Origin of the sequence: Shewanella vaxholmensis, assembly GCF_031932135.1 — a bacterium.
Classification (GTDB): domain Bacteria; phylum Pseudomonadota; class Gammaproteobacteria; order Enterobacterales; family Shewanellaceae; genus Shewanella; species Shewanella hafniensis.
In genome coordinates this window covers 134,875-151,810 of record NZ_JAUOEV010000005.1, presented here as the reverse complement: position 1 = coordinate 151,810, position 16,936 = coordinate 134,875, and the positions used below count along the sequence as shown (strand labels likewise).

Genomic DNA, 16,936 nt, shown 5'->3' with positions numbered 1-16,936 from the left:
ATTAATGCTCACACTTTCTTCCCGCGGCCAGTTCAATGCCTTGGGGCGTTTCATGGAACTTACCTTTCGCTATGAGTAACTGAATCAATGCTTCAGCGCTAAGATCGGCGGCACTACACGTATGGTATCGAGCCGCAAAGCCAAACTTTTGTCCCATAAGGGATAATAATTCAGGCTTTATAATAGCGGTACCTTGCGCTACCATCAGCGCCATAACATCATGACCGTGAACAGAATTGGACATATGTCCTCCTAAAGATGCAATATTATTGTTCTTTATATCCTAACGGTAGAATTTGAACCCTGATCTCGCGCACAGACTTTCTAATTGATACCACTGCGCTGACATCTGTGACGATAATGTGAGCCATTATGTCTTTGATCCTATTATTGACCCAACAGATGTCGCTGTACTTAGTGATCGTTTACTTAGTCAGTAAAACGCCGCTGTTTAAACTGTTTGCCGAAACCTCCCCGCGTCTGCCACATAAGATTTTTATGTATCTGATTTTTTCGAGTTTCTGCATCATGGCCACCTATTTTGGTGAGCAAACATCAGGCGCGATTGCCAACACCCGTGCTATGGGCGCTGTGTTAGGTGGATTATTAGGCGGGCCCGTTACTGGTTTTCTGGTAGGACTAACAGGTGGTCTTCACCGCTACAGTATGGGCGGCTTTACTGAAATAGCCTGCGCTATTTCCACCACCTTAGAAGGATTATCCGCAGGAATGATAAGCTTCTACTTAAGACGTGCGGGTAAAAGTGAGCTTATCTACAATCCATTACTCGTTTGCCTAGTGACTTTTTATGCCGAAATGATGCAAATGAGCATCATCTTACTGGTCGCCCGCCCCTTCGATGATGCATGGGAGTTAGTGCGTCAAATAGCGCCGCCCATGTTGTTAGTCAATTCCGTAGGAGCGGCACTCTTTATGAGCATGATCCGCGACCAAAAAACTATGTTCGATAAACTCTCTTCCAGTTTTTCAACTAAAGCGTTAAAGATAGCCGAACGCAGTGTCGGACTCCTATCCAAAGGATTTAACGAAGAAAGCAGCAGCCGTGTCGCCAAAATCGTCATAGAAGAAACCAATGTGGGCGCAGTAGCTATCACTGACAGGGAAAAACTGTTGGCTTTTATTGGCATAGGTGCCGATCATCATCTGCCTGGTACTCCGATTTCTTCCAAGATCACCTTAGAGGCGATCAATCAAAATAAAGTTATGTTCGCCGATGGCGTTGAAATGCCCTATTCATGTTCTATTTCGAGTAATTGTCGTTTAGGGTCGAGTCTGGTGATCCCGCTGCGCAGTGATACCGAAGTCATTGGTACCATCAAACTCTACGAGCCGAAAAATAAACTTTTTTTGAATATTAACCGCACCTTAGGTGAAGGTATTGCCCGTCTGTTATCAAACCAAATTCTTTATGGCCGGTTTGAGCAACAACAAAATCTGCTGACTCAAGCCGAATTAAAATTACTGCAAGCGCAGGTTAATCCACACTTTCTGTTCAATGCACTCAATACCATTAGCGCGATTATCAAGCGCGATCCCGATATGTCTAAGCAATTGCTGCAGCAGTTATCTCAATTTTTACGGATTAATTTGAAGCGAACGACAGGCTTAGTGACGCTTGGGGATGAGCTCGATCACATCGCGTCCTATCTCACCATTGAAAAAGCGCGTTTTATTGATAAATTACAAGTCAGTATCGCGATACCTGAATCACTCTACCACTGCAAAGTACCGGCCTTTACCCTGCAGCCGATTATTGAGAATGCGGTAAAGCACGGCACTTCGCACATGATAGAGCAAGGGCAGATCAAAGTGACGGGCAAGCTCGAAAATGATGTGCTGGAATTAGAAGTCACAGACAATGCCGGATTATATCAGCCCGTTGAGGGCTCTGAAGGCCTAGGGATGAACTTAGTGCATAAACGCATTCAAAATATTTTTGGCGAGCAATATGGTGTCACAGTAGAATGCGAAGCCGATGAATTGACTCGTGTCACCATAAGATTACCCATAGAAAACCCTGAGATATCCAATATGGACACCCGCACGTGATCACTTGTTTAATTGTTGATGATGAACTGTTTGCTCGTGAAGAATTAGCCGATCTTTTGGGGCAAGAACACGACATTGAAATTGTTGGTCAATGCGCTAATGCCATTGAGGCGTTGCAAAGCATAGCCAAAGAAAAACCTCAGTTAATTTTTCTCGATATCCAAATGCCGCGCATTTCGGGCATGGAACTTATCGCTATGCTCGACCCCGATAACATGCCAAAAATTGTGTTTGTTACCGCTTACGACGAATTTGCCGTCAAGGCCTTCGATAACCATGCCTTCGATTATTTGCTTAAACCGATAGATGCCGAGAGACTCAGTAAAACCCTCACTCGGGTGCGTAAAAATCTGACGCCTCAAATCATGGATCCCATTACCCCAAAGCGTCTGGAACATATTCCCTGTTACAGCGGCAATAAACTCAAGGTGATTGCCATCCAAGATGTGGAATATGTGTTCAGTGATTTGAGCGGCATCCATGTGGCCAGTACGAAAGGCAAAGTCCATACCCAATTGACCTTAAAAGTGTTTGAAGAAAAAACCCCACTGGTGCGCTGCCATCGGCAGTATTTGATTTCACCTAAGGCAATTGCCGAAATTGAGCTGTTAGACACGGGCGCCGAAGTCACCACCCACTCAGGGGATAAAGTGCCCGTCTCACGGCGTTATCTTAAGAGCCTTAAACAGCTGTTCGGCTTCCAATAACTCAAGCAAAAAGCCATCTTAGCGGGTATTTTTAGTCACAAGATGGCCAACAACACCCGCCGTTAACATACGATTGCAACCACTCAAGCCCACCTATTACCGCTCACCCTGCATTTTCGACCACTCATTGAGATTGCGAAGTTTTATATCAACAACTTGTTTACACTCGCCAGAACTCAAATGGGGAGATAACAAAAATGATGTGGTTCCTACTCTGTGTCGGTCTGCTGATCGGCGGCTACTTTATCTATGGCGCCTTTGTCGAGAAAGTCTTCGGCATTAACGCTAATCGTCAAACACCTGCTTTCGCTCAAACTGATGGCGTCGACTTTGTGCCTATGTCTAAGGGTAAAGTCTATTTAATTCAATTATTAAACATCGCAGGCGTAGGCCCAATCTTTGGTCCTATCTTAGGTGCCCTCTATGGTCCTGCGGCCATGTTGTGGATTGTGGTTGGCTGTATCTTTGCGGGTGCCGTGCATGACTACTTCTCTGGCATGTTGTCAGTACGCAACGGCGGCCAATCTGTGCCAAACCTTGCGGGTAAATATTTAGGAAAGAGTGCCAAACACTTCATGAACGTGTTTGCTATCGTGCTGTTATTGCTGGTTGGTGTGGTCTTTATCTCTGCGCCTGCAGGTTTACTGGGCAAGCTTACCGGTTGGGACGTCAGTATCTTTGTGGGCATTATCTTCGTCTACTACCTGATTGCAACTGTGGTGCCAGTCGATAAAATTATCGGTCGTCTGTACCCCTTCTTTGGCGCTTTACTGTTCTTCATGTCGTTCGGTCTGGCTTTCGCGATTATCCTATCAAGCGAGCACACCTTACTGCCTAACGTACAAGCGGGCGATTTCTTCCAAAACTTAAATCCAAATGACATGCCACTTTGGCCTGCGCTATTCATCACCATCGCCTGTGGCGCGGTATCAGGTTTCCATGCAACGCAATCACCATTAATGGCACGCTGCGTTGAAAACGAAACCAATGGTCGCTTCGTCTTCTTTGGCGCCATGATTGGCGAAGGCATTATTGCACTGCTTTGGTGTGCGATTGCATTATCATACTTCGGCGGTGTTGAAGGCTTAAGTGCGGGCATGTCAGGCAACCCTGCCAACGTGGTCTATGAGGCTTCTACTGGTCTGTTAGGCGCTGTCGGTGGCTTTATGGCTATCCTAGGTGTAATTATTCTGCCGATTACTTCAGGTGATACGGCTTTCCGATCTGCGCGTTTGATTCTGGCTGAATTTTTCAACATGCCACAAATCTCACTGCCAAAACGCTTAGTGTTAGCTCTCCCACTGTTTGTTATCGGCGGTATGTTGACTCAAGTGGATTTTGGTGTCATTTGGCGCTACTTCGGTGTGGCAAACCAAACCACCGCGGTATTAATGCTGTGGACGACTTCGGCTTACCTGTTACGCCATAACAAACTGCATTGGATTGCGACTATTCCAGCGATGTTTATGACCACAGTGGTCATCACCTTCCTGCTGAACTCGTCAACCTTAGGTGCAGGCTTACCGATGACGGTATCAACCATAGCAGGCGTGGTCACCACCTTAGTGATTACAGCGCTGTTGATTGTTAAAACCAAAGGTAAAGGTGAGATTGATTTACCGGTAGAAACTGAGCTTAAAGAAACAGTCAAAGACTCATAAAACAGTCCGAATGACCAAGCTAAAACAGGCGCTTTATTGCGCCTGTTTTGATCATACTGCTCCACCAATAACTGCAGACTCTGGTGTGAGCGAGCAAGGTATTCAAGCTTGACTCGATACCATTGCACACTGTATCAGGCATACAAAACTGCTATACTCCCGCCATAGCACACTGCAACATGCATAATATGAATCAATCGAATAACCCGCTCCACGGCATTAAACTGGAAACGATCATCACTTACTTAGTCGAGAAATACGGCTGGGAAGAATTAGGTGAGAGAATTAATATCCGCTGTTTTACCCACGATCCCAGCATCAAATCCAGTTTACGTTTTTTAAGAAAAACAGAGTGGGCACGGGATAAAGTCGAATATCTTTATTTAAAAGCCAACAAATTACCCTTACCGCCACCTAAAGCCGAAGCGAGTCAAACCGCTAAGAAGCCTGCGGCAAAAATCACAACTAAAAAAGCGACTCAAACTACGACAGACAAGCCAGCTAAAAGCGAGAAATCCAGCTCAGATGGCAAAGTAAACAGCCATATTTGGGGTAACAATTAATCCTAGACCGCTGCTGCCATAAAGCGTAAACAGCCCTAGAATCAGGGCTGTATTGTTATAATAAATCAATAACTCATCGTTTTTACTAACCTATTTGCACTGACCCACACCTTTAATTTAATTGTGGCTAATAGCGTTTACTAAGCGGCTGTGAGCCATGAGCAAGCACTCTTTTTGGCTGAGCGACAAAAAGTGACTTCAGTTTTCAAATTGATGGCCGATAGAAGTGGAGCATGATCCAAATTTGCATGAATGGAGTGTTAAATGAACATTAATGGAATAAACAGTAACGCAACTGGCTCAGGTTTCACCGCCGTATCAAGCGCATATATCGCAGCGACACCAGCCGCAATAAAAACCCCCACGGCGAATAGTGAGTCCACTGACTCACAAGATACCCAAGAGACAGTCTCCATTTCTAATGCGGGCCGCGCGGCTTTATCCAACGACTTCGGAGCCCCTTTAAGAGAGAAAGCCTTGGCTAAAAAAAATGAAACTGAAATCACAACAACAGAAGAGGAACCCCTAACGTTAATTGACGAACAAATCAAAAAGATAAAAGAGCAAATCAAAGAATTACAAGAGATGCTAGCCAAGCTTAAGGGAGATGACTCAGAAGCTGCAGATCAGCAACGTAAGATGCTGCAAGAACAAATAATGTTACTTAGTGGTCAAATCGCCACCTTGTTGGATAAAAAGATGCAAGATGCTAAAAAGTCAGATTAACTAAAGATAGTTTAGTTACCAAGCCTGTACAAAATCAACCGACAATTATTCACCCGCTTTGCTTAGATAGGAAAACTGAACATCAAACGCCAAATATTCAAGCCATCGCCACGCCGGTAGCTGAATCCAATACGATCAACACCCAGCAATTCGCCCCCAAGGGGCTTAGAAAATGCGAGGGAAAAACCGGCCTCATAGCTGCCAGAAACTATGGTGTCTTGCTCTATCTCGCTGATAAATCTGAGTTCATTGAAATACCAATAACCCACAGCAAAGACCCTTGGTTGCACCTGCAGATCCCGCCATTGCCAGCGCGGCGCTAATCCTAAATCCACGCCTGTTTGTAACACCGCAAATTGATCGGCAAACTTACCATAATGCTCACTGTACCCAGCGAAACGTAATCTCGACACCCACACCGCATCTTGCCCAGCTAGGGTAAAATCATACAAACTGCTGATCCCAGATGCGATAATGGCAACGTTATCGTTTTTATCGAAGTTTGTACCAAAGCCGATATCTAAATACCCTTCCATTCGAGTGTTTTCGCTCGCTTGCCAATGATGCTCAAAACCTGGGGTAATGGTCATAGTCCCTATCGATGACGGTAACTCACCTTCGGTGATATCTTTGGCTAAATAATCAAAAAATCCAAAGGAGATAGGTAAACGTAACCAAGTCTGGCTACCGCTGTCTTTCTTCAAATCAAAACTTAGCGGAATACTAACGACGGTCGCATTTTGGTTGGCGGCGCGATACACTCCAGTACCGAGATAACTTCCAAAGGCGTAAACAGAGTTGGGATTACTGCTCGACTCTATCGGATTGCTGCCATTGGCATTACTGCTCGGCGCATAACTGATAGAAACAGGAACGACAGGCACGCCAACATCATTTGCTTGAGACGCAGACGTAAATGTCGCAGATGCGAACGTATTTGCGGGGGATGTACTATTGGCGAAAACGTCAGAAACAATGCTCAGTAACACTAAGCAAATTAACGACAAACATAATGGCAACCGACTGAAAAAATGGCTCAATTGACTTAAACCTTACTCATTTCTGACTCAATCGGTCGACCCATCATAAATACAAAGCTACTTATTTTCATCCATAAAATGATATTCAGACATCATGTGTCCAAGCTCAGTGGATTTGGTCTTTAAGTAGGCTTCGTTGTAACGATTCTTACCAACTTGCAGCGGTACGCGTTCAACCACTTCGATGCCAAATTCCTTCATCGCTTTTACTTTGCGAGGATTATTGGTCATCAAGCGCACATGCTTCACGCCTATCTGTTCTAGCATAGGTTTGATCATGTCATATTTACGCATATCGGCCTCAAAACCTAACTGCTCGTTGGCCTCAACTGTGTTGGCACCTTTATCTTGCAACTCGTAGGCGCGTATTTTATTCAACAAACCAATGCCACGGCCTTCTTGGCGTAAATAGAGGATAAAGCCACTGCCCGTTTCCGCAATATTTTGCATGGCAGCTTGTAACTGAAAACCACAGTCACAACGCAAGCTAAATAAAGCATCGCCGGTTAAACACTCGGAATGAATACGGCCCAACACAGGTTCATCCGCACTGAGCGTACCGAATGTGAGCGCAACATGCTCTTTACCTGATTCGGTATCTTCAAAACCATGCATGGCAAACACGCCCCAAGGAGTGGGTAACTTTGACGTCGCGACATATTTTATCGACATACTTAACCTTAACGACAACTCTCATTCCATGAGACGAATAAGATCCCTAGAAACAAAACGAGGATTAGGCACTTAGCCAACTAAGCGCACTATTCTAAAGTGTTTTCGAACAATCCAGAAATACTTTAGTGTTTTAATCAACTAAACCAAACATGAATGTCTTTTCGATGGGCAGCACGAAGGAATGGATTAAAACGAAGCAGTGCATTAAATACAAGGAGCACAAACACGCGATCGACACTCGATCCCGTGCCAGTGACATCCAATCCCACATTAAAATTTTGCGGGAGCGTATCCAGTAACTTCCGTTAGCCCCATTTCACGGCCGATAGCCGTCATAGGGTGGATTACCACAAGCCCTTTCACAGACTTTTTCAGTTTGCCCATGTCTGCTTGTTCCGCTTTTGTCAAAGCACGATGGAAAGGCAAACCTTTGATATCTGACCCTTGCTTATTCAATAAGCGGGTTTGTTGGCCTTTCACACTGCCGATTTGCTTAGTGACCGCAGCGATTTCGCGTTTGAACTGGGCAATAATGACGTCATCGCCTCTTTGTTCAGCCGCAGCAAGTTTACGACGAAATTTATCTAATTTATCGTTAAGCTGCTGCAGTTCTTGCTTTAAATTCATTCTGTTACCTTAAATTACCTAAGTTAGCCACAGTAAAATCTTAGCCTGATTATGCTAGCGTCTGTGTCAAGGCCTGAGATTATAGCAGCAAGTTACAGATCCTCGTTACCGCTTTTATAACAAACGAATGATCTGATTGCTGCTACCGCGAAACACGAGACTCGGATCGGCAAGACTTTGTTCAAATTTTCCGTCCACCAGCACATCAATATAGGCCAACACGGCGCGCTGTTCATCACTCAACTCATCGAGCACATAACCTGTCCACAGCCAAATATCCTTCCCCTTACACTCAGCCTTGACTCGTTTGACGAGCGTCAAAATGGCACTGAGATTGACAGGCAATAAAGGATCTCCGCCCGAAAGCGATAAACCACGGCGCACAATCCGCTTATCATTAAGATCGGCAATAATCCTATCTTCCATCGTCCTATCAAATACATGCCCAGAACGGGGATCCCACGTGCTTTGGTTGTAACAACCGCGGCACTGGTGCTCACAGCCAGAGACAAACAAGGTCGCACGGGTACCTGGGCCATTGACCACATCGATAGGGAAATACTGATGGTAATTCATTGATGGTCACTCACAGTGCATTTCATCTTTTAACATTGGTACTTACCCCATGACACCATTGATGCCACGGAATAAGTCTAACAGGCAGAATAAGGTAATAATGTTACAAGTGTTTGATCCTACGTTTTACTTCTTCTTGCTTACCATAATTAAAGGGCCGCGCATCAGGGCTGCCTAAGTAACCGCACACACGGCGCGTGACTGACACTCGACTTGGCTCATGGTTGCCACACTTAGGGCAAGTGAATCCTTTGCTAGTACAGCTAAATTCGCCAGTAAAGCCACAGTCATAGCATTCGTCGATTGGCGTGTTCGTGCCATAGTAAGGCACGCGGCTATAGCTATAATCCCAAACGTTTTCAAGCGCTTCGAGATTATGCTGCATGTTGGGGTATTCGCCGTAACAAATAAAGCCGCCGTTCGCAATTGCGGGATATGGCTGTTCAAAATCAATTTTATCGTAGGGATTTACGCTTTTTTCCACATCGAGGTGGAAACTATTAGTGTAATAGCCCTTGTCCGTCACCCCTGTGACTAGGCCAAATTGCTTCGCATCCAGTTTACAAAAACGGCTGCAAAGACTCTCGCTTGGGGTGCTATACAGACTAAAGCCATAACCTGTTTCAGCCTTCCACGCATCCGTGGCGGCTTTAAGATAAGCCACAATAGCGACGGCTTTGTCCCTTAATTGTGCATCGTCAAATACATGGGTTTGGGTGCCATAGAGTGCATTCATGGTTTCATGCAGACCAATGTAACCGAGTGAAATCGATGCGCGACCATTTTTAAAAATTTGAGAGACATCTTCATCGGCGCGCAAACGCACACCACAGGCACCTTCCATATAGAGGATAGGTGCCACGCGGGCTTTAACGCCATTGAGTCGCTCGATACGCGTATCCAGCGCTTTACGGGCTAAGACTAATCTGTCATCTAAAAGACGATAAAACTCCGCCTCATCGCCCTTCGCTTCCAAGGCAATCCGCGGCAAGTTTAAGCTCACTACCCCAAGATTATTGCGCCCTTCATGCACGAGTTCGCCATTTTCCTCATAGGTGCCTAAAAAGCTGCGGCAACCCATTGGGGTTTTAAATGAACCTGTGACTTTCTCGACTTGCTCGTAGTTGAGAATGTCGGGATACATGCGCATAGTCGCGCATTTGAGCGCCATCTGTTTGACATCGTAATTGCAATCGCCCGCTTTATGATTAATGCCATCACGAATCGCAAACACTAACTTAGGGAAAACTGCCGTCTTACGGTTTTTACCTAATCCCGCCATCCGTACTTTGAGCATAGATTGCTGAATTAAGCGCGATTCCCACGAGGTGCCTAATCCAAAGCCAAAGGTCACGAACGGTGTTTGACCGTTGGCAGTGTGTAAAGTATTGACCTCATATTCCAAAGATTGAAATGCATCATGACATTCTTTTTCAGTTTGCGCCGTGGCGAAGGCTTTAGCGTCGGTAATCTTCCAATTCAGGGCAATTTGGTAATGTTTGTCGTAGCTCTTAGCGACAAATGGGGCTAACACCTCATCGATACGATTAATAGTTGTGCCGCCATAGATATGGCTCGCCACTTGGGCAATGATCTGTGCGGTCACTGCTGTCGCCGTTGAAATAGACTTTGGGGTTTCAATTTCGGCATTACCCATTTTAAAGCCATGGGTCAACATGCCAGCTAAATCAATCAACATGCAGTTAAACATCGGGAAAAACGGCGAGTAATCTAGGTCGTGGTAATGGATCTCGCCCGCCTCATGGGCAGCGACCACATCCTTAGGCAAGATATGACTCTTGGCATAATGTTTAGCAACTATGCCCGCGAGCAAATCCCGCTGAGTGGGAATAACTTTCGAATCTTTATTGGCATTTTCATTGAGTAAGGCCGCATTGCTTTGCTCGACTAAACCACGGATTTCGAGATTGAGTTTACTGGTCGCTTCACGGCACACATCTCTGTCGTGACGGTATTCGATATACACTCGCGCTAATGATTTATACGGCCCTTCCATCAACAAGTTTTCAACCGCATCCTGCAAATGATGGATATCAACTTCGGTTAAGGTCGCGACACTTTGACTGATACACGCTGCCACTGTCGCTGCATAGTCGCCATCCTCTATTCCAACTGAGTTTGCAGCGGCATTCACTGCATCCCTTATCCTTGTTTCATCAAAAGGTGTGCGGCAACCATCACGCTTAATTACGACTGGCATTGTTCAGTTCCTCTCCATCTCGCCTAAAAATTAACACTACATCTAGTGATTTTAAAAGAATAAAACACAATATGTAGAGCATTAGGCTACAACGACGATGAAGCGTCCATGATCCAGATCATAGTTTTTAGGAAGAAATAAAAGAACAAACCAGAACTGCAGCTAGGTCCAATTATCTGAAAATTGCGCCTTGACCTGCTGATTAAACCCAGCTAGTTGATGCCTGAAATCAGTGATGATCAAGCACCATAACTCAAGATTAACGCTTAGCGAGTGCGAGATAACTACTGAGTTGGCCCGATGCCGACTGATGCGAGCCCATAGACGAAGCGAGTTGCATCATAGATTTAAGCCCCTGCCATTGCTGCTTTTGGGTATCCGTTAGTGGTGGCTCGGAATTTAAATAATCCGTTAATTGACCAAGGACTTTGGTGGCTTTTTGAGCGAGCACTGGCGACTGAGCATCATCCATATTGGTCAAAACGTTTTTTGCATCGACCAAGGTATTTATCAGGGGGTTGTTCGGTGATTTTTTGGCTAATGATTTGAGTTCATCATCTAAGAAATCTTGCAGCGACTGCTTGCTCGGCGTGGTTGTGCTCGGAACTGTAATACCGTTTTTCGATAAACGGTCGAGTTGCACGTCCGATAAAATGCCGTCTTTTTGTAAACGTGACACTAATGCGGGAATATCGGCGACACCAAATTTGCCATCAGCAAAAAAATCCTTCGCCATCGACTGAATTTTCTGTGCACGTTGCGCCCGTGGCGACAGCGCTATCTCATCGGCTCTACCAGTGTCGGGTTTAGCGGCATCCGTCTGAGTTTTCTTGGTCTCAGTGGTCGCATCGGTTTTAGCCGTACTCGTCTTTTGGCTATTGGCACCATAGGCATCGGCGATACTGGTACTGCTGCGATTAAGATTGAAGGCATTTAAAATAGAATTCATCGTCAAAAATTCGGCGTCTAAGACTCAATGACGGTTTTAAAGCAAAAACTAAGCCAATCAAGTATTAATCTGTGCAGAGCCTGAATTCTCGGGTAGCGAACAGCACCCGTAGGTTTATCTCTAGGACTGTAAATCTTCAATAAGGGCAAGACATTGCCGCCTCAGTAAATCGAGTGCCTCGGCATCCATCTGCACTTTATTTAGTAAGGTTTGCTTCAAAGCTAGGGCTTCATGCTTAATCGCCTCTCCCTGAGCCGTCAGAGTGATCAATTTTTTCCGCTCATCTTCAACGCAGGCCAAACGCGTGATCAAGCCTTTTACCTCTAACCGCTTAACGATAGGCGTTAGCGTCCCCATATCGAGCTTAGTCGCCATTGATAACTGGGTTTGGCTACAGCCATTTTGACGCCACAGGGTTTGCATCACCAGATATTGAGGAAAAGTTAACTCGTATGCCTCGAGTAAAGGCCGATAAGCGCGCACTAAGGCATTGCTCGCAGAATATAACGCGAAGCACACATTATCAGATAAACACAGTGCATCCCTTGGCGCTAGGCTTTGTGACTCTGGGTTTTGTAGCTCTGGGTTTTGACTCTGCTCTGTAGATCCGAGCTCTGGGTGAGATAAACAATTTTGCACGTTTAAGCGCCTGTCATTCAAACATAGCGCTATCTTATCCGATCCGCCCAATTGCATCTAGTTTGCGCGCAAAATATTTGCATTGTGCCATGAAGCCACGTACAGTTGACGCAGTTAGTTTGCGCACAAACAAAAGGTCAATTTTCTATGAGTAGCACTATTACCCAAACCCGTGAAATCCATTTAGCCAGTCGCCCTGAAGGCATGCCTACGGCAGAGAACTTTGCTTTAGTAAATAAACCCTTATCACCGCTCGCCGATGGCCAAGTGTTGATAAAAAACCTGTGGATGTCGGTCGACCCTTATATGCGCGGCCGCATGGTAGATCGTAAGAGTTATGTTCCGCCCTTCGCCTTGAATCAAGTCTTAGAAGGCGGCGCGATTGGTGAAGTTATCGCGTCTAAAAACAGTGATTTCCCAGTAGGCACTAAAGTCAGCAGTATGTTAGGTTGGCGCGAGCACGCTGTCACCGACACGACTGGACTGACCGCTCTGCCGCAAACCGAATTAGACAGTTCACATTTCCTCGGCGTGCTGGGTATGCCGGGCATGACAGCGTGGACGGGACTGACTCGCATCGCAGATTTAAAAGCAGGTGAAACCCTGTTTGTTTCTGCCGCATCAGGCGCCGTCGGCAGTGTTGCTTGCCAGATTGGTAAACTGATGGGGGCTCGCGTAATCGCCTCTGTGGGTTCAGATGAAAAAGCGGCATTGCTGCAAAGCTATGGTGTTGATGCCATCATCAATTACAAAACCTGTGGCAATCTCACCCAAGCGCTCACAAAGGCCGCGCCAGAAGGGATTGATGTGTACTTTGAAAACGTTGGTGGCGAACACTTAGCCGCAGCGCTGAGCAATATGAAAGATCATGGTCGTATCGCCGTTTGCGGTATGATTTCGCAGTATAACGACACAGCGCCAACACCTGGTCCAGACAACTTGGCCCTAATAGTGATGCGTAAACTTAAACTAGAAGGTTTTATCGTATCCGAACATTGGGCACATTATCCTGAGTTTGCCGCTAAAATGGCTCAATGGTTAGCTGAAGGTAAAGTAAAAGCTGAACAAACCATTTATCAAGGGCTTGAACAAGCACCGGATGCCTTTATCGGTCTGTTTGAAGGTAAGAATCGCGGTAAAATGTTGGTGAAATTAGCGTAACTCGCCATCAAAGTGACATAAACGCTCTGTTTAGATAACAAGACTCAGTTTTAGATAGCAAAAAGTCGGTATAACGCGAGTTATACCGACTTTTTCTATTTGATAGTCAACTGTTTATCTTTTAACGGATTAGCCCTTCCACATCGCAGCTTCAATCAAGTGGGCCACCTTTTCAACGGCAGCCTCGCCAGCGGCAATCGCCTCATCGGCACGGTGAAACTCCATAGTGCCGATATTGCCGACCTCAGGCACAATACAAATATCTGGCGGATCGCCCATCAAGCGCGCCCGTTTATGTCTTTGCTCTAAAATGCCCATTGATTGCGACATTACAGCAATCATGCCAGGATTCGATTTAGTGCCAAGTGAAAACTTATCGGTCAGATTGCTGACATAATCTCGGCCACGGGCAAACAAATCCATAAATCCAGTTTCTTGTCTTGCAGATGGATCCATTTCAGGTTCCGTTATCTTTTGACTCGTCATGTTCACCGGCAATACTTGAATACGGCCAGAATGATAACCATATAAATCCACGGCAATCACCAGATCAACGCCCATGGCACGACTAACAGAAACTGGCACTGGATTCACCACAGCACCATCAACGAGCCAGCGGTCTCCCTGTTTTACGGGCGCTAAAATCCCCGGCATGGAACAAGACGCGCGCACAGCTTGACGTAAATCCCCTTCCGTAAACCATATTTCCTGCCCCGAATACAAATCGGTCGCCACCGCGGCAAAGGGACGATTGAGGTTCTCAATATTCACATCGCCTATCCGAGCTTGCAGCACATCAAATACCTTATCGCCGCCAATAAGCCCGCCTTTACGCCATCGTATATCCATCAAGCCAAGCACGTCCCAGCTGGAGAAACTCCGAACCCATTCTTCTAGCTCAGGTAAATTATCATGGGCGTAAGCGGCTCCGACTAAAGCACCTACCGAACATCCCGCGACTTTATCGGGCTTGATCCCCATGGCGGCAAGGCCATTCAACACGCCTATATGTGCCCAACCTTTCGCAGCGCCACTACCCAAGGCAATACCCACCGAAGGGGTTGTTCCGTTAGCCATAATCATTCTCCTGTTACACTACCCGCTACACGATAACGTAAACTCCTTCCAAATCCACTGTCAATTAGTGAAACCAAGACAATTAAGTTCTTGTAACGTCAATGTAAACAAATGCAGGCAACAGAGTGTAAATGACACACTTTGGCGATAAATCCATGTATGAAACAGAGATAATCGCCGATGTGGATAGCTGAGTTAGGGCGATTAAGGCTATAATCTGCCCTTACTAAGATTTAGGGGATATACCTTTGCAATTTACCGATTTTTCTCTGGACCAGCGTCTGCTTCAAAGCATAAAACATATGGGGATCACAGAACCCACCGCCATCCAGGAACAAGCACTGCCTATCGCATTGGCAGGTAAAGATTTAATGGCGTCATCAAAAACGGGCTCAGGTAAAACCTTAGCGTTTTTGTTGCCCGCATTGCAAAGAGTCATTTCTACCCGCTCACTGTCAAAACGCGATCCTAGAGTATTGATTTTATTACCGACCCGCGAACTAGCACATCAAGTGTATAGTCAGCTTCGCCTGCTGGTCGCCAACACCCAATACAAGGCCATCAGCGTTCTGGGCGGTGAAAACTTTAACGATCAAGCGAAAGCCTTAGCGAAAGAGCCGCATTTCATTGTCGCGACGCCAGGTCGTATCGCCGATCATTTAGAGCAAAAACATCTATTCCTAAATGGCTTAGAATTACTCGTGCTCGATGAAGCCGACCGTATGTTAGATTTAGGCTTTGCCCCGCAGTTAAAAGCCATCAACGATGCTGCCGATCATAAACGTCGTCAAACGCTTATGTTTTCTGCCACATTAGATCATGACGAAATCAATGATATCGCGGCAACGCTGTTAAAAAATCCAGCGCACGTAGCGATTGGCGCGGCTCACTCTGAGCATAACGACATTCACCAACGTATCTTTTTATGTGACCACTTAGACCATAAAGAAGCGTTATTAGCCCGTTTGCTCAAAGATGAAACCCATAAGCAAGTGATCATCTTTACCGCGACACGCCCAGATACAGAGCGCTTAGCCGCTAAATTAACTGCGCAAGGTTTTGCAACCGCAGCACTCAGCGGTGATTTAAAGCAAGCCGCACGCAACCAAATCATGGACCAATTTGCCCGTGGCCAACAACAAGTTCTCGTGACGACCGATGTCGCCTCTCGTGGTCTGGATTTGCTTAATGTGTCCTTGGTCGTTAACTTCGACATGCCTAAATTTGCCGAAGAATACGTGCATCGTATCGGTCGTACTGGCCGTGCTGGCGCGAAAGGTGATGCTATATCGCTCGTCGGGCCTAAAGATTGGGACAACTTTAAGAAAGTCCAAGTCTTCCTTAGAAAGACCTTTGAGATCAGTACTATTCCAGGTCTAGAAGCTAAATTTAGTGGTCTAAAAAGCAAAGCTAAACAGACACCAGCAAAACGTGTTGCTAAAGCCGAGCTTGCTAAAGGTAAGAGCAAAAGAACTAAAGCAGCCACACCGGCGCCTTCACGGGATAAGCGTTTTATCACGGGCGTGGACATTGGCGATGCACCAATGCGTAAAAAGCCTGCTGCGGCGAAATTACTGCAAGACAATGATACAGAAGAAGTTTAGAACAAATTAAAGCATACATGCCGGTGGATTTAACATCAGATTTTATTTCTGATACCCATTACATTGGCTGATCGAATACTGGGAATTGACGCACTAAGCGTATCAGTCTGTCGCCAAGCGAATCAAAAGCGCAGGGTAAACACTGATCCTCACGTCATTTCCAGCTACAATAGCGCTATTATCGATATTTTGAAGGTGTAACATGAGAGTTTGTGGTGTTGAATTAAAAGGTGGCGAAGCCATTATCAGTTTATTGAGCTATGAAGGTGAAACCTTCAATGTGCCAGAATGCCGTAAGGTGTCTTTCACCGTTTCCCAATCTGCTACCACAGAAGCTATTCGTGAGTTTCACTTCGCTTTTCATAAGCTTATGCAAGATTATCGCGTTGATGAAGTTGTCATCATTGAACGTGAACAAAAAGGTAAATTGGCGGGCTCAGCCACAAGTTTTAAACTTGAAGCCGCGATTCAATTAGGTGAATTACCTGTCAGCTTACTGTCTCCTGTCACTATCAAAGAGCAAAACAAGCGCAATCCACCACAGGTTGATTTCGATAGTTTAGATCTTAAAAAAGTGCAGCAGTTAGCTTTCGAAGCCGCTTACGCCCAGCAAAATCGCCGTATTTTCGGCAAAGTTTAA

Annotated in this window: 17 protein-coding genes; 8 read left to right on the top strand and 9 right to left on the bottom strand. The window is 45.7% G+C overall.

From position 1 onward, the window contains the following. Position 1 precedes the first annotated feature (1 nt). Positions 2 to 244, bottom strand: coding sequence for a YecH family metal-binding protein (locus Q4Q46_RS06925; protein ID WP_311905575.1), 243 nt, complete (start codon positions 242 to 244; stop codon positions 2 to 4). A gap of 128 nt (positions 245 to 372) precedes the next feature. On the opposite strand from Q4Q46_RS06925, the gene Q4Q46_RS06920 reads away from it, so the two are divergent. The 5 genes from Q4Q46_RS06920 (at position 373) to Q4Q46_RS06900 (ending at position 5,727) form a co-directional block, all read left to right on the top strand. Beyond that, a complete protein-coding gene (locus tag Q4Q46_RS06920; RefSeq protein ID WP_006087428.1) occupies positions 373 to 2,070 on the top strand; it encodes a sensor histidine kinase in 1,698 nt (565 codons plus the stop codon). Continuing rightward, positions 2,067 to 2,777, top strand: coding sequence for a two-component system response regulator BtsR (gene btsR, locus Q4Q46_RS06915; protein WP_006081188.1), 711 nt, complete (start codon positions 2,067 to 2,069; stop codon positions 2,775 to 2,777). Before Q4Q46_RS06920 ends, btsR begins: the two co-directional genes overlap by 4 nt. A 197-nt stretch (positions 2,778 to 2,974) precedes the next feature. After that, positions 2,975 to 4,438, top strand: a complete 1,464-nt coding sequence (locus Q4Q46_RS06910) for a carbon starvation CstA family protein (RefSeq protein WP_311905574.1) — start codon at positions 2,975 to 2,977, stop codon at positions 4,436 to 4,438. A gap of 179 nt (positions 4,439 to 4,617) precedes the next feature. Next, positions 4,618 to 5,001: a VF530 family protein gene (locus Q4Q46_RS06905; protein WP_106650186.1), complete on the top strand. Its 384-nt coding sequence runs from the start codon at positions 4,618 to 4,620 to the stop codon at positions 4,999 to 5,001. A 264-nt stretch (positions 5,002 to 5,265) separates the two neighbouring features. Next, positions 5,266 to 5,727: a FlxA-like family protein gene (locus Q4Q46_RS06900; protein WP_311905573.1), complete on the top strand. Its 462-nt coding sequence runs from the start codon at positions 5,266 to 5,268 to the stop codon at positions 5,725 to 5,727. Positions 5,728 to 5,789: 62 nt separating this feature from the next. Here Q4Q46_RS06900 and Q4Q46_RS06895 read toward each other — a convergent pair whose 3' ends face one another. From Q4Q46_RS06895 to Q4Q46_RS06865, 7 genes are all read right to left on the bottom strand, one after another. Next, entirely contained in the window at positions 5,790 to 6,767 is a 978-nt protein-coding gene (locus Q4Q46_RS06895) for a hypothetical protein (protein WP_311905572.1), read from the bottom strand. A 57-nt stretch (positions 6,768 to 6,824) separates the two neighbouring features. Further along, positions 6,825 to 7,439, bottom strand: coding sequence for a GTP cyclohydrolase II (ribA, locus tag Q4Q46_RS06890; protein ID WP_006087423.1), 615 nt, complete (start codon positions 7,437 to 7,439; stop codon positions 6,825 to 6,827). Positions 7,440 to 7,712: 273 nt separating this feature from the next. Further along, positions 7,713 to 8,069, bottom strand: coding sequence for a YibL family ribosome-associated protein (locus Q4Q46_RS06885; RefSeq protein ID WP_028760414.1), 357 nt, complete (start codon positions 8,067 to 8,069; stop codon positions 7,713 to 7,715). 114 nt (positions 8,070 to 8,183) lie between these two features. After that, positions 8,184 to 8,645 (bottom strand): anaerobic ribonucleoside-triphosphate reductase-activating protein, encoded by a 462-nt coding sequence (nrdG, locus tag Q4Q46_RS06880; RefSeq protein ID WP_198572215.1) that lies wholly within the window; start codon positions 8,643 to 8,645, stop codon positions 8,184 to 8,186. A gap of 103 nt (positions 8,646 to 8,748) precedes the next feature. Continuing rightward, positions 8,749 to 10,866: an anaerobic ribonucleoside-triphosphate reductase gene (gene nrdD, locus Q4Q46_RS06875; protein WP_106650181.1), complete on the bottom strand. Its 2,118-nt coding sequence runs from the start codon at positions 10,864 to 10,866 to the stop codon at positions 8,749 to 8,751. 259 nt (positions 10,867 to 11,125) lie between these two features. Then, positions 11,126 to 11,815 (bottom strand): hypothetical protein, encoded by a 690-nt coding sequence (locus tag Q4Q46_RS06870; protein ID WP_311905571.1) that lies wholly within the window; start codon positions 11,813 to 11,815, stop codon positions 11,126 to 11,128. Positions 11,816 to 11,935: 120 nt separating this feature from the next. Next, entirely contained in the window at positions 11,936 to 12,454 is a 519-nt protein-coding gene (locus Q4Q46_RS06865; RefSeq protein WP_311905570.1) for a MarR family winged helix-turn-helix transcriptional regulator, read from the bottom strand. Between the two features lie 147 nt (positions 12,455 to 12,601). Between Q4Q46_RS06865 and Q4Q46_RS06860 the strand changes: the two genes are divergently transcribed. Continuing rightward, positions 12,602 to 13,615: an NADP-dependent oxidoreductase gene (locus Q4Q46_RS06860; protein ID WP_311905569.1), complete on the top strand. Its 1,014-nt coding sequence runs from the start codon at positions 12,602 to 12,604 to the stop codon at positions 13,613 to 13,615. Positions 13,616 to 13,744: 129 nt separating this feature from the next. On the opposite strand, the gene rssA is transcribed toward Q4Q46_RS06860, so the two are convergent. Then, entirely contained in the window at positions 13,745 to 14,692 is a 948-nt protein-coding gene (gene rssA / locus Q4Q46_RS06855; protein ID WP_220592606.1) for a patatin-like phospholipase RssA, read from the bottom strand. A gap of 248 nt (positions 14,693 to 14,940) precedes the next feature. On the opposite strand from rssA, the gene Q4Q46_RS06850 reads away from it, so the two are divergent. Next, positions 14,941 to 16,296 carry a DEAD/DEAH box helicase gene (locus tag Q4Q46_RS06850; RefSeq protein WP_006087417.1) on the top strand — a complete coding sequence of 452 codons (1,356 nt, stop codon included), beginning with the start codon at positions 14,941 to 14,943 and terminating at the stop codon, positions 16,294 to 16,296. A gap of 202 nt (positions 16,297 to 16,498) precedes the next feature. Continuing rightward, entirely contained in the window at positions 16,499 to 16,936 is a 438-nt protein-coding gene (locus tag Q4Q46_RS06845) for a DUF3010 family protein (protein WP_006081174.1), read from the top strand.